General features: G+C 74.2%; 11 protein-coding genes. 3 read left to right on the forward strand and 8 right to left on the reverse strand.

Translation table 11 applies throughout. From position 1 onward, the window contains the following. Positions 1–16: 16 nt before the first annotated feature. From AB0C78_RS42125 to AB0C78_RS42150, 6 genes are all read right to left on the reverse strand, one after another. Complete coding sequence (locus tag AB0C78_RS42125; protein ID WP_360759416.1) at positions 17–4,612, reverse strand: trypsin-like peptidase domain-containing protein; 4,596 nt, start codon at positions 4,610–4,612, stop codon at positions 17–19. A 4-nt stretch (positions 4,613–4,616) separates the two neighbouring features. Further along, positions 4,617–4,916, reverse strand: a complete 300-nt coding sequence (locus tag AB0C78_RS42130) for a trypco2 family protein (RefSeq protein WP_360759419.1) — start codon at positions 4,914–4,916, stop codon at positions 4,617–4,619. Between the two features lie 37 nt (positions 4,917–4,953). After that, positions 4,954–5,922 (reverse strand): TauD/TfdA family dioxygenase, encoded by a 969-nt coding sequence (locus AB0C78_RS42135; protein WP_360759421.1) that lies wholly within the window; start codon positions 5,920–5,922, stop codon positions 4,954–4,956. A 643-nt stretch (positions 5,923–6,565) separates the two neighbouring features. Next, the gene (locus tag AB0C78_RS42140) at positions 6,566–6,715 is read right to left on the reverse strand and encodes a hypothetical protein (RefSeq protein WP_360759424.1); all 150 of its coding nucleotides are present in this window, start codon (positions 6,713–6,715) and stop codon (positions 6,566–6,568) included. A gap of 3 nt (positions 6,716–6,718) precedes the next feature. Then, on the reverse strand, positions 6,719–7,657 hold the full coding sequence (locus AB0C78_RS42145; RefSeq protein ID WP_360759427.1) for a hypothetical protein: 939 nt from the start codon (positions 7,655–7,657) through the stop codon (positions 6,719–6,721). Next, positions 7,645–8,439, reverse strand: coding sequence for a DUF6084 family protein (locus tag AB0C78_RS42150; protein WP_360759429.1), 795 nt, complete (start codon positions 8,437–8,439; stop codon positions 7,645–7,647). The genes AB0C78_RS42145 and AB0C78_RS42150 overlap by 13 nt, the downstream gene beginning before the upstream one ends. 431 nt (positions 8,440–8,870) lie before the next feature. Between AB0C78_RS42150 and AB0C78_RS42155 the strand changes: the two genes are divergently transcribed. Further along, entirely contained in the window at positions 8,871–9,911 is a 1,041-nt protein-coding gene (locus tag AB0C78_RS42155) for an aldo/keto reductase (protein WP_360759436.1), read from the forward strand. Next, on the forward strand, positions 9,908–10,375 hold the full coding sequence (locus tag AB0C78_RS42160; RefSeq protein ID WP_360759439.1) for a VOC family protein: 468 nt from the start codon (positions 9,908–9,910) through the stop codon (positions 10,373–10,375). The genes AB0C78_RS42155 and AB0C78_RS42160 overlap by 4 nt, the downstream gene beginning before the upstream one ends. A gap of 56 nt (positions 10,376–10,431) precedes the next feature. On the opposite strand, the gene AB0C78_RS42165 is transcribed toward AB0C78_RS42160, so the two are convergent. Beyond that, positions 10,432–11,124 carry an SDR family oxidoreductase gene (locus AB0C78_RS42165; RefSeq protein WP_360759442.1) on the reverse strand — a complete coding sequence of 231 codons (693 nt, stop codon included), beginning with the start codon at positions 11,122–11,124 and terminating at the stop codon, positions 10,432–10,434. A 201-nt stretch (positions 11,125–11,325) separates the two neighbouring features. On the opposite strand from AB0C78_RS42165, the gene AB0C78_RS42170 reads away from it, so the two are divergent. Then, the gene (locus AB0C78_RS42170) at positions 11,326–12,333 is read left to right on the forward strand and encodes a helix-turn-helix transcriptional regulator (RefSeq protein WP_360759445.1); all 1,008 of its coding nucleotides are present in this window, start codon (positions 11,326–11,328) and stop codon (positions 12,331–12,333) included. A 10-nt stretch (positions 12,334–12,343) separates the two neighbouring features. Here the strand turns inward: AB0C78_RS42170 and AB0C78_RS42175 are convergent. Further along, positions 12,344–12,711, reverse strand: a 368-nt coding sequence (locus tag AB0C78_RS42175) for a DUF397 domain-containing protein (RefSeq protein WP_360759448.1), incomplete at its 5' end; no start/stop codon positions are given.

Genomic DNA, 12,711 nt, shown 5'->3' on the forward strand with positions numbered 1-12,711 from the left:
CGGCCCGCGCTCGGTTTCAGCCGGAGAGGTCCGCGACGCGCTGCCGCAGCGCCTCGTGGACGTCCAGCGGGCTCGTCGGCCAGATCCGCACGGCGCCGTCCTCGCAGCCGCTGGCGAGCCGGTCCCCGTCGGGGCTGAACGCCACCGCCCAGACCGCCCCCGGGTGCGGGTAGGTGACCAGGAGGTCGGCTCCGCCCGCGTGGTTCCACAGCCGGACGCCCCCGTCCCGGGAGCCCGTCGCGAGATGGGTCCGGGCGGGGCTGAACCGCGCCGCGTGGGCCTCACCGGTGGCCAGCTTGCGGACCATCCGCCCGTCGTGCGCGTCCCACAGCCGCGCGGTCCCGTCGCCGCTCGACGTCAGCACCAGCCGCCCGCTGCGGCTCCAGTCGACCGCGTGCAGCGCCGCCGTGTGCGAGGAGAGCCGATCCGGCTCGCCCCCGGACCCGGGCCGCCACAGGCGCGCGTCGGTCTGCCAGTCGGCCACGGCGAGCCGCTCTCCGGTCGGGCTCCACGCGGCGTCCTCGACGATCTGGTCGCCCGCGAGGCGGGCGCGCTCCCGCAGACCGTCGGCCGACCACACGGCCACCGATCCGTCGTGGGACGTGGAGGCCAGCAGCCGCCCGTCGGGGCTCCACCGCACCGCCGTGACGCGGTCGCCGTGGCCCCGCACGGACGCCTCCGCCGCGAGCGTCCCGGCGGCGCGGACGGCGACCGTGCCGTCCTCGCCGCCGACGGCCAGCGCGCTACCGTCCGGGCTCCAGGCGACCGCGGCGGCGTCGAACAGCAGCTCGGCCAGCGGATCCTCCCCGGTGACGTCCCAGATCCGCACGAGGCCGTCCTGCCCGGCGGACGCGACGCGGCGCCCGCCCGGCTCCCAGGCGACGTCGAGCACGCGGCCGCCGTGCCGGCCGGCGACCGAGGGCACGAATCCCCCGTCCACGCCGGCGACGCGGGCGGTGGCGTCCTCGCCGCCGGACAGCAGCAGCCGCCCGTCGGGGCTCCACGCCACGCCCGACGCCCAGCCGACATGCCCGGGAAGCGCGTCGACGGTCTGCCCGAGATCGAAGTCCAGGACCCGGACCGTGCCGTCCTCCCCGCACACGGCCGCCCGCCGCCGGACCGGCGACCAGGCCACGCCGTAGAGCGGTGTGGCGGCGACCGGCCAGCGGCGCGCCGGCGCGAACCGCTCGGCGTCCCACAGGCAGACGCTCCCGTCCTCGCCGGCCGTCAGGAGCTCCGCGCCGTCCCCACTCCAGGCGACCGCGGGCACCGGCCCGTCGTGCGACCGCAGCGTCGCGACCCGCTCGCCGCCGTCGACCGCCCAGACGGCTGCCGTGCGGTCGTAGCTGCCCGTGCAGATCCGGTCCCCGTCCGGATGCCACTCGGCCGACCGCACCCAGTCCTCGTGGCCCTCCAGCACCCGGAGCGTCGCGCCGGTGGCCGCGTCCCAGATCCGCGCGGTGCGGTCCGTGCCGCCGGTCACCACCAGCCGGCCGTCGGGGCTCCACCGCGCCGACGACACCCACCCGGCATGGCCGCGCAGGGTGCCGAGCGCCCGCCGGCCCTCGACGTCCCACACCCGGGCGGTCCCGTCCCACCCGCCGCTGACCAGCCGGGCGCCGGAGCGGTCGAAGTCGAGGGAGGTGACGCAGTCCTGGCCCGCCTCGATCACCGCCAGCAGCCGCCCCCGGACGGCGTCCCACAGCCGGATCGTGCGGTCGTAGCCCGCGGTGGCGGCGCGCCGTCCGTCGGGATGCCACGCCACCGCCGAGAGCCGGTCGGAGTGCCCCCGCAGGATCCGGCGGATCTTCGCCTCGCTGAACACCCGGAACATGGCCCGCTGCACGAGCGGGACGTCCCCGCCGTCGTCCGCGGCCCGCAGCGCCAGCTCCAGCGCCGTCTCCGGCGCCGCCTCGAGCTCGAAGACGGCCTGCCCGGCGCGCGCGAGGGTCCGGTCGGACTGCTCGCGGGCCGTCGCGGTGTCCTCCGCGACCCGGCTCGACGTCAGGAACACGTCCTCCAGGCGGCTCAGCAGCCGGTGGTTGCGGGTGGCCCAGTCGCCCGCCGCCGCCAGCCGGAGCCCGCGGTACAGGTAGCTGTCCTCGCGCCCGTGCTCGTCCCACTCCTGCGCGGCCTCGGTGAGCAGCCGGTGCGTGCGCAGGTCCGCCGCGTCCTGCTGGAGCCAGTCGCCGAGCGTCCCCCAGTTGTCGATCAAGGCCTCGTGCACGATCTCCACGGAGTCGCGGTCGGCGGCGATCAGCCGGGCGTCGCGGTGCGACAGCCGGAGGATCACCTGCTCGACCTCCCGCGGGTCGGCGGCCACGAGGTCGAGCTCGTGCCGGGCGACGCGCCGCCGGGTGTAGGTGCCGTCGCGGACCGCGACGAGCCGCAGGAACAGCAGGCGGGCGAGCTCCCGCCGGCGGTCGTCGAGGGAGGCGTAGGTGTCGTCGGCGAGCCGGTCCAGCGCCCCGCCGATCCCGCCGACGGCGTCGTAGTCGGCGTGGGTGAGCCAGACGCCGCGGCGGCGGCGCCACAGCGCCGCGAGCGCCGTCTGCAGCAGCGGCAGCGCGCCGGAACGCCCGCGCATCTCGGCCAGCACCCGGTCGACGAGGCCGCGCTCGAACAGCGCGCCCACGTGCTGCGCCGGCATCAGCATCGCCTCGCGCAGCGACGGCTCGTCGAGCGGGCCGAGCAGCAGCTGGCCCGCCGTGAGCAGCTCGCGCAGCTCGGCGAAGGCCAGGCAGTGCTGGACGAAGTCGGCGCGCAGCGTGACGACCACCCGGATCTCCCCGGCGAGGACCTCGGCCGCCCGGTGCAGGCTCTGGACGAAGCGCAGCTGCGGGTCGACGTCCCCGCGGTGCCGCGGCTTGAGGGTGAACAGCTCCTCGAACTGGTCGACGATGAGCAGCAGCCGGTCGAACCGGTCGTCGCCGGCGAGGAGGTCGTGCACGGCCTTGGCGAGCTCCTCCGGGTCGTCCAGGATCCGCCGTTCGAGGTCCGCGGCGGCGGCCCGGCCGCCGCCCGTGAGCTCGGCGAGACGGGTCGCCACCGCGCGGACCGGCCAGGGGCCGGGCACGAGGTCGGCGACCAGCGTCCGCGGCCCCGCCGCCGGCACCAGCCCGGCCATCACCAGCGACGACTTGCCGGAGCCGGACGCGCCGACGACCGCGGTGAACGGCGCGCGGCGCACCTGCTCGACGAGCGCCGCGGTCTCCCGCGCGCGGCCGAAGAACAGCGGCGCCTCGCCGGCGGTGAAGGCCCGCAGGCTCGGGAACGGCGCGGGCTCGTCGGGCAGCGTCGTGCGCGGTCGCGGAGGGGCGAAGCCCTCGACGGTGGAGACCAGCTCGGTGGCGGTGGACGGCTCGTGCGGTCCGGCGCGCAGATCGACGGCGAGCCGCTGGGACAGGAACGCGGGCAGCAGCGCCGCGGAGGCGCCGGGCAGCAGGACCGGAACGACGCGCAGGTTGCTGCGCCGGCGGGTGGCGTACTCGATGGCGTTCCGGATGCCGGCGGCGCGGCGGGCGGTGACGCCGGCCGGGCCGACGAGCACGGCGACCGTCTCCGTCCGGTCCAGCGCGGCCCCGATCGGGTCGGCGTCCGTCGCCGTGTCGTTCGCTGCCGCGTCGCCGGGTGTTGTTGTGTCGCCGGACGTCGCTGTGCCGTCGGGTGCCGTCGGGTCGTCCAGAGATCTGATGCTGTGCCGCATCAGCAGCCGCGCCACCAGGTCGGCGGACGCGTCGTCGCCGTCCTCGTAGGAGAGGAAGACCGTCCGCGACGGCGGGGGCGGCTCCTGCCGGACCGCCGCGTCGGGAGGCTCGCCGAGGACGTCGACGAGCAGTTCGGCCGTCGCGGGAAGGCCGGTGAGCTCCCGCAGCCGGTCGAGCCGCTCCAGGTCGAGCGGCGCGAGCCAGCCGTCGACCCGGGTGGCGGTGAGCACGCCGAGGCCGTCGGAGCGGTGGTGGCGCGAGACCAGCCCGATGATCGCGCCGCGGGCGAACACGGCGGCTCCCGACATGCCCTCCCAGGGGGAGGCGTCCGGGTCCGGGTCGCGCTCCGGCGCGTCCACGCGGATCTCCAGGGTGCCCTCGCGCCGGTGCGACAGGGCGGCGATGGTGCCGCGCACGTGGCTCGAATCGCGGTACCAGCCGCGGGGGCCGCGCCGCAGCTTGTAGCGCGGGAAGCCGACGGCGGAGCAGGACAGCACGGTATCGATGTCGTCGACCCAGCCGAAGCGGACCGGCGGCGGCGGACCCGCGCCCTCGACCGCCGGCGGCCAGTGGCCTTCGAGGACCGCGACGTCGACGCCCTCATCGCACCAGGCGACCTCCGCCGGCCCGTCCACCTCGTCGTCCCGGTCGGCGTCGAACCTGACGCGTATCCGTGCGGCCCCGGCGACGACGTGGGCGGCGGTGAGGACCCGCGTCTCCGAGATCCGGTACCCCGATCCACGCACCCTGGACCCGTCCGGCAGGACGACGATGACCTCGGCCGCCCGGTGCGGATCGAGCCGGTGCGGGTCGGACCGGCGGGGGTCGGGCCAGCGGGGATCGGGCCGGTGCGGGTCGGGCCGGTGTCCGGGGGCATGCTCCGGGCGCCGGCTCGTCGGGGGCATGCCGTTACTGCTCGTCCGGGCGTTCGCGGCCGGAGACGTACGGCGACGCGGTCGAGCCGGCCTTGCGCGGGGTGAGCGACAGCTTGATCCGCTGCAGCGAGGTCGAGGCGAGCCGTCCGTCGGACTCCAGGTCGACGACCCAGAACCGCGCCTTCGCCTTCGCCCCGCCGGCCTTCTCCACGCCGACGCTGACCTCCAGCTCGATCGGGCCGAGCTCGAACTGCAGCCCCTCGCCGGGTGCCGCGGACATCGCCTCGTTGAGCTCGGAGCGCAGGTCGCGGATCAGCTCTCTCAGTTCGATCATGGCGGCGCCACCTACGACTCGAGTCCCGTGAGATCGCTCATGCTAGCCGGTCGACGTCGACGACCCTGGCTCCGTCGCGTGCGCGGCAGGCCCCGGAACCGCGGATGTCCCGGCCCGTCTTGACGCGCAGCAGCCAGCGGTCCGTCCCGTCGTAGCGCGGCTGGAACGCCGGACGGCCGTGCACCGCCCGGCGGTTGTCGAGGAAGTACAGATCGCCCGGGACGGCGGTGAAGGGCCACAGCGCCGCGTCGAGGGCGGCACCGAGAACGGCCAGCGCCTCCGCCGCGTCGTCCGCGCCCGGGGCCGGGACCATGTAGACCGAGTCGGCGCTGAGGTAGGGCCGGTCGGCGGGGCCGTACAGCACGGGCGCGTAGTCGATCCGCCCCTGCGCCCCGAGCTGCGGCATGCCGAACAGCGGCCGCCGGAGGACGTCCTCCACCGCCGGGTCGAGCACCAGGTCGTCGGCGAGCCCGATGGTGGTCGGCACCTCCCCTGGGTTGCGCAGGCAGAGGAACGCGAGGTGGTCGGGGCTGAACCGGAAACCCGCCTCCTCCGTGTGCCAGGCCAGCTCCCGCGTGCTGCTGTTGGCGCTGACGTGGGCCTCCGCGCCGAGGACCGGCACGATGTGGTTGACGAGATGCCCGTCCTGCGTCGTGGACAGCGCGAACGCGTCACCGACGAGCGACGCCGCCAGGACCAGCAGCAGCTGATGGCGGTGCGTCGTGTTCCCTGCGGGCGGCCATGCGTCCTGCCAGTCGCGCGGGGTGGGGCCGAGCGCCGCGTCGTGGACCGGCCAGCCCTCGACCACGAACAGCGGCCGCTCGCGGCTGCGGCAGGAAACGAGGAAGGTGCGCAACCGCAAGGGCAGGCGCTGTGCGATGGCCTCGGCCTCCTGGACGAAGTCCGCACCGTCCACGTCCCCGTACCGGGCGGCCACCTCGGTGAGAAGCGAGTCGATCTGCTCGATCTCGCCGTCCCGCAAGGTGAGACGGCCGGGTCCGGTCACTTCCCTCCTCGGCGGCGAAGCCCCGGCGGCACGGGCCGCGCCACGGGGAACGGAACCGGTTCTCAGCGGACCGGAGGCGGCGGCGGAGGCGGAGGGGGTGGAGGCGGCGGGGTGGGCCGCGGAGTCGTCGGAGAGGGGGGCGCCGGGCGCGGAGGCGGCGGCGGAGGCGGAGGGGGTGGAGGCGGCGGGGTGGGCCGCGGAGTCGTCGGAGAGGGGGGCGCCGGGCGCGGAGGAGGCTGCGGAGGGAACCGCATCGTCCGTCCCCGCGTCGGCACACCACCCGGGCCTGCGGCCTCCACGGGCGTCCGGGGGGACGTCTCGTCGTTCAGCATTGCGCGTTCTCCTTACCCGCCCCGTCCGGCTCGGGCCGGAACGAAGACACGAAGCCGAAGCCGTCGTGTGACCGCCTCATCGTGAGCGCGCCGTGCCACAGGGTCAAGAACGCAGGCCGACATCGGCCTCATGGGGCAGTACCAGGAAGCGCCGAACTCTCAGGACGCCGCTTGCGTCGCTCGCGGGGGGACGCCGTGGCCTTCGCGGGCCGCTTGGGGACGCCGCGGGCTTCGCGGGCGCGCGTCCACCGGCGCGGCACCGGAACACTCGGCGGCCGCGCCGGCCTGGTCGTTCGTCGTGGTCGTCCCGGTCACTTCTGGTCGGACCGGGCACGGCGCATCAGCGCCGGCATCATCTTGATCAGGACGGCGGCCATCGCGGCCACCAGCATCCCGACCATCATGCGGCCCGCCATGGCCCGCATGCCGCGCTTGCGCATGCCCATGCTCTGCTTCCTCATCGCTCAACTCCTTCCTGTTCCGGTGGTGGCGCGGCCTCCGCCGCGCGGGTCGCCGGCCGCGAGCTCGGCCAGCAGCCGGTCGAGACCGGCGCCGCCGAACAGGTCGTCCGGAGTCTGCGGGGCCACCTGGGGCCAGTCGTAGAGGACGATCGGCGCGGCCAGCACCGTGCCGTGCCCGCCCGGCGGGCCCGCCAGGACGGGCCACAGGCCGTCGCTGTGGCAGGCCGCAGCCGCACCGGCGAGCCGCGCGGGCGGGTCGGCCGGGGAGACGAACGCCCCGCCGGACGCGTCCGCGACGAGGTGCGCGCACAGCATCGCGGAGCGGGCCGCCTCGTCCCGGTCCGCGGCGGCGCCGGTGTTGACGAGCACGGCGCGCAGCCGGACGGCGCCGGGCGCGGCCCGCTCCGCCGACAGCACGACGGTGCCGGTCACCCGGTCCCACGTGCGGACGATCCGCGCCGTCCCCTCGACCGTCCCCTCGAGCGTCCCCTCGACCGGCCTCTCGACCGGGCTCTGGACCGTCCCCTCGACCGGCTTCTCGTCGAGGCCGGCGGCGATGGCGACGGGCACGCGGACGGGCGAGCGCAGCAGCCGTTCCACCGGCAGCCGGCCGCTGGTGATCTCGCGTTCGCGCGCCTCCTGCCGCGTCCGGTACGTCCCGGGGCCGACCTTCAGCTCGGGCACGGGCGCGTCGCCGTCCATCATCTGCCGGTGCACGGTCTGCAGGAAGCGCAGCGTGAACTCGACGGTCGATTCCGGGCCGTCCTCCAGAAGGAATTCCGCGGACACCGTCCAGCGGCCGCCGGACCGTTCCGCCTCTTCCTTCGGATGGACGCCGCCGATCGTCCAGCGTTTCCCGTGCCGCGCCGCCGAGGCCCGGTAAGGCCACAGCAAATGTCCTTCGTAAAGAATCGTGTCGGCGATCGCCCTCACGGCGTCCATGGACCGCTCTCCTCCGGCCGCATGGCCATTTCCGCGCTCAATGCGGCATCGCGGAGAGGGGCGCCGGAGTCGTTCGGCGACGCCGGTCGCGCGGCGTCGTGCAGCCGCCCGGTGTCGTCCGGCTCGGCGTCGTCGTGGAGGGCCTCGGCGGCGCGGAGCAGCTCGTCCACCGTGTCGTCGAAGGAGGTGTGCGCGCGGCGGGCGCGGTAGGCGGCCAGGCGGTCGAAGCGGTCCTCGTCGAGGCGCAGCCAGCGGACGGCGCCGTAGTAGCGGTCCACGAGGCTCCGCCACACCGCGACGGGCAGCTCGCCGGCGGCGCGGTGCCGGCACGGGATCTGCGCGGTGCGCAGCACGCCGTCCTCGCCGGGGTAGAAGACCGTCCCGTCGAAGGCGAGGTCGAGCGGGACCTCGCCGCCGGCCAGGGCGCGCAGGTACTGGTCCGCGGTGACCTGCATGTCGTGCCCGCAGGGCAGCGCGACGGTCACCTCGGTCTCGCCGCGGAACGTCGGGACGGTCACGCCGATCCGCGCCCACAGCAGCCCGCCGGGCGGCTCGCCCGACAGCGCGGCGGCGCCGATCTGGCGTTCGAGCCGGTCGCGTTCGGCGGGCTCGTAGCCGCGCCGCGCCGCCGCGATCGTCACGGTGGTGGTGAGCAGGACGCACTGGACGGGCCCGCCGTCCGGGCGGCGCAGTCCGATGCGCAGGTTCAGCGTGGGCGCCGCCGCGAAGGGCTCGGGTTCGATCCCGAGCAGTTCCAGCGCCAGTTCCGGGACCGTGTTCATGCGGGCGTCACGCCCCGCGCGCCGACGGTGGTCATGGCCCTCCCCCCAGAGATCATTGACCAATTCGACCTGCCCGGCGGGATTCGCCCGCAAACACCGCCGGATAACCGCCTCCGGCATTTCCATGACCGCGTAAAGGCGGCCTTCTGCACGGGAAGATCCGGACGGCGGAACCCTTACCGCGAAGCGAGCGGGACGGCCCGGAAAGCGCGCCCGGACGGGCCGCAGCGGCGGGCGCCGTCGATGTGATATCGGGGCAGTTGCCCGATATGCGGGCGGCGGTGGCCGGCGGGGAGATCGCAAAACTTTCCGCAGTCATGCCGGACACGGTGCGGAGGTCAGGCCGGACACGGTGCGGAGGCGCCCGGCTTGACCTGGAGCGCGCTCCAGCTTCTAGCGTTCTGCCCGTCCACCATGAGAAGGAGCCCGCATTGCAGTACCGGAAGCTCGGCCGTACCGGCGTCGAGGTCAGCACCCAGTGCCTCGGCGCCATGATGTTCGGCGCGGTCGGCAACCCCGACCACGACGACTCCGAGCGCATCATCCACCGCGCGCTCGACGCCGGGATCAACTTCGTCGACACCGCCGACATGTACTCCGCCGGGGAGAGCGAGGAGATCGTCGGCCGCGCCCTCAAGGGCCGCCGCGACGACGTCGTCCTCGCCAGCAAGTTCTTCTTCCCGCTCGGGGACGAGCGCAACGCGCGCGGCGGGTCCCGCCGCTACATCGTGCGGGCCGTCGAGGCCAGCCTCCGCCGCCTCGACACCGACCACATCGACCTCTACCAGATGCACCGCCCCGACTGGGACACCGATCTGGAGGAGACCCTCGACGCCCTCACCGACCTCGTCCGCCAGGGCAAGGTCCGCTACATCGGCTCCTCGTCCTTCCCGGCCGACCTGATCGTCGAGGCGCAGTGGGCGGCCGCGCGCCGCGGCGGCGCCCGGTTCGTCTGCGAGCAGCCCCAGTACTCGATCTTCGCCCGCTCCATCGAGGACGCGATGCTGCCCGCCGCGCGGCGGCACGGCATGGGCGTCATCCCGTGGAGCCCGCTCGCCGGCGGCTGGCTGACCGGCAAGTACCGGCGCGACGAGGCGGCGCCCGCCGGCTCCCGCTTCGCGCCCTCCGACGACTCGAACTGGAAGGGCCGCACCGTCGACACCGACCCGAGCGCGCCCGTCCGGTACGACGCCGTCGAGCGGCTCGCCAAGATCGCCGACGAGGCGGGGCTGTCGCTGACGCACATGGCGCTGGCCTTCGTCGGCGAGCACCCGGCGATCACCTCGACCATCATCGGGCCGAAGACGATGGCGCAGCTGGACGACCTGCTCGCCGCCGCCGACGTCCGGCTCGACCCGGCCGTCCTGGACGCGATCGACGAGGTCGTCCCGCCCGGCACCGACATCGCGGGCATCAAGCACCTCACCGGGAACCCGTCGCTGGAGGCCGCGAACCGCCGCCGCCCGCGATGAGCTTCTACCACGTCTGCTTCACGGTGCCCGACCTCGAGGCGGCGATGCGCGACCTCACCGCCGCCTCGGGGCTGGGCTGGCGCGACCCCGCCGACGGGCGGCTCGGCGAATGGGACTACCGGATCGTCTTCTCCGCCGGTGGGGCCCCGTTCGTCGAGCTGATCGAGGCCGCGCCGGGCGGGCCGTGGGGCGACACGTCCCGGGCGGGCTTCCACCACCTCGGGTTCTGGACGTCCGACCTCGCGGCGGGGACGGGAAGGCTCACCGCCGCCGGGCTCCCCGAGACGTTCTCCGGCTGCCCGCACGGCCGCGCGTTCGCCTACCACCGCGTCGACTCGATCGGCGCCCACGTCGAACTCGTCGACCGGAGCCTCCAGGCGTCCTTCCTGGACACCTGGAACCCCGGCGGCCCACCGATGCCCGCCGTCGACGGGCCGGCCGTCGACGACGACGAGCCTGCCTGAGCCGCACGCACGCCCTCCAGCGGCCGGGGCCGCTCCTGCACCGGGGCGTTCGCAGGTCAGACAGGCTGACCGATGGGCCGAATGGTCATGGTGTTGATGTCGACGCCCGCCGGCTGGTCGAGGGCGTGGCAGACGGCCTCGGCGATGGGCTGGGGAGGCAGCGCGAAGGGGGGAGCACCGGCGCCCTCCCAGAAAGGCGTGTCGATCATGCCGGGGTTGACGAGGGTGACGCCGATGCCGCGGGTCGTGGCGTGCAGGCGCAGGTTCTCGGCGAGTCCGGTGGTGGCCCACTTGGTGGCCGAGTAGAGGTTGCCCGGAGAGTTCTTGAGCCCGGCGACGCTGCCGATGAGCACTAGCCGTCCGCCGGTGGCCTCAAGGTGGGGCAGGGCGGCGTGGGCCAGCAGGGCCGGGCCGAGGACGTTGGTGAGGACCATCGGCGCCCACGACGTCGGGTCCCCGGCTCCGATGGAGTCACCGGTCATGAACCCGGCGTTCGCCACCGCAGCGTCAAGGGCACCGAAGTGCTCCACCGTGCGGGTCACGACCGACTCGGTGGCCTCCCAGTCCGTCGCGTCCGCGATCATGCCGAGCAGCCGGTCGGGGCGGCCGGCCTCGTCCAGGAAGGTCTTCAGCTTGCTCTCGTCGCGGCCCGTGACGGCCACGCGGTGGCCGCGGGCGAGCAGCAGCCGCGCGGTGTGGGCGCCGATACCGCTGGTCGCGCCGGTGATCAGTACGGTCTTGCTGGTCATGGTCATGCTCCTGAGGTGTGTTCGGGACGGCGGAGGGCGGACGGCGGACCGCGATGAAGGAATGCCGTTCGGACCGCCGATCCCAGGAAACGGGCGCCGTCAGGGGCGAGGAAGGCCGCGTTTATGGGGGGTATAAACGCAACCTCCCTATCGGCCGGAACATGGGTTCGGTGCACGAACGTCCGTGGGTACGGTGGACGAATGGAGCATCCGCCCGAGAGCCACGGCGGCGATCGCACCGGCAACCACACCGAGAACCGCACCGAGAACCACACTGGCAACCGCTCGGACAACCGCACCGAGAACCGCGCTGACAACCGCTCGGACATCCGCGACTTCCTCACGAGTCGGCGCGCCAGGCTCGGCCCGGAGCGGGTCGGACTGCCCACGAGTCGGCGACGCCGGGTTCCGGGACTGCGGCGCGAGGAGGTCGCGGCGCTCGCCGGCGTGAGCACCGAGTGGTACACGCGGCTGGAGAAAGGCCACATCGGCGGCGTCTCCGAGGACGTGCTGGAAGCGGTCGCCCGGGCATTGCTCCTCGACGAGGACGAGCGCACCTATCTGCTGGATCTGGCCAGAGCGGCTCGCCCCGCCCGCCGGGCGACGCGGCGCCGGCGTCGCAACGACGTCGAGATCCCGCCCTCCGTGCAGTGGATGGTCGACTCCATGACCATGGCCCCCGCCTTCGTACGCAACGGCCGCTTGGACATCGTCGCCAGCAACGCGCTGTGCAGGGCCCTCTATTCACCGATGTTCGACAGCGGAACCACCGCTGAGCGGGGCTGCGCCAACTTCCCCCGCTATTTCTTCCTCGACCCTGGCTCTTCCCAATTCTTCGTCGACTGGGAGGAAGGCGCGAAGGCCACGGTCGCCGTGCTCCGCGCCGAAGCCGGACGCGAACCTCACGACCGGGCCCTGCGCGAGCTCGTCGGCGAACTGTCCACGCTCAGCCCCGAATTCCGCACAATGTGGGCCAGTCACGACGTCCGAATTCATCACGGGGGCGTCAAGCGGCTGGACCATCCGGAGGTGGGCCGCCTGGAGCTGACGTTCCGCTCCCTGGACCTGCCGCTGGCTCAGGGCGCCGTGCACGACCTGACCGTCTACGCGGCCGAACCGGGCACCCCCGCGGAGGACCGCCTTAAAGTCCTCGCCAGCTGGACAGCGCCTCCAGCCTCGACCACAGAACCGCTCCGCCCGCCCCGCTGACACCGAACGGTCAGCGAACACTGAGGGTGGAGCCCACGGCGGTGCGCAGGGCTGCGCGAGTCACCAGCAGGACTGGCCCGTCTGGATCCTTGCTGTCCCGCGCCGCCACAGCATCGACCGCGTCCGCCTCTGTCTTCGTCTCCGCTAACTCAACGCAGTTGCCGCCACTGGATGTGCTGTAGCTGCTCTTGCGCCACTGGGCGCTTTTCAAAGGCATGGTTTCAGTGCCGAACGCGGGGACGCCGCTGTCGCGAGTCCGTGCTTGCGCGTTTGGTGAATAGCAAGAAAGGGTGTTCGGGTGGTGGGGTGGCGCTTGCGTACGGGGCCGCCCCTCCAAAGTCAAGGGCGCCTTCGGCGTCGCTTCGCGATGGACTTCGT

Origin of the sequence: Actinomadura sp. NPDC048394, assembly GCF_040651755.1 — a bacterium.
Lineage (GTDB): Bacteria > Actinomycetota > Actinomycetes > Streptosporangiales > Streptosporangiaceae > Spirillospora > Spirillospora montaniterrae.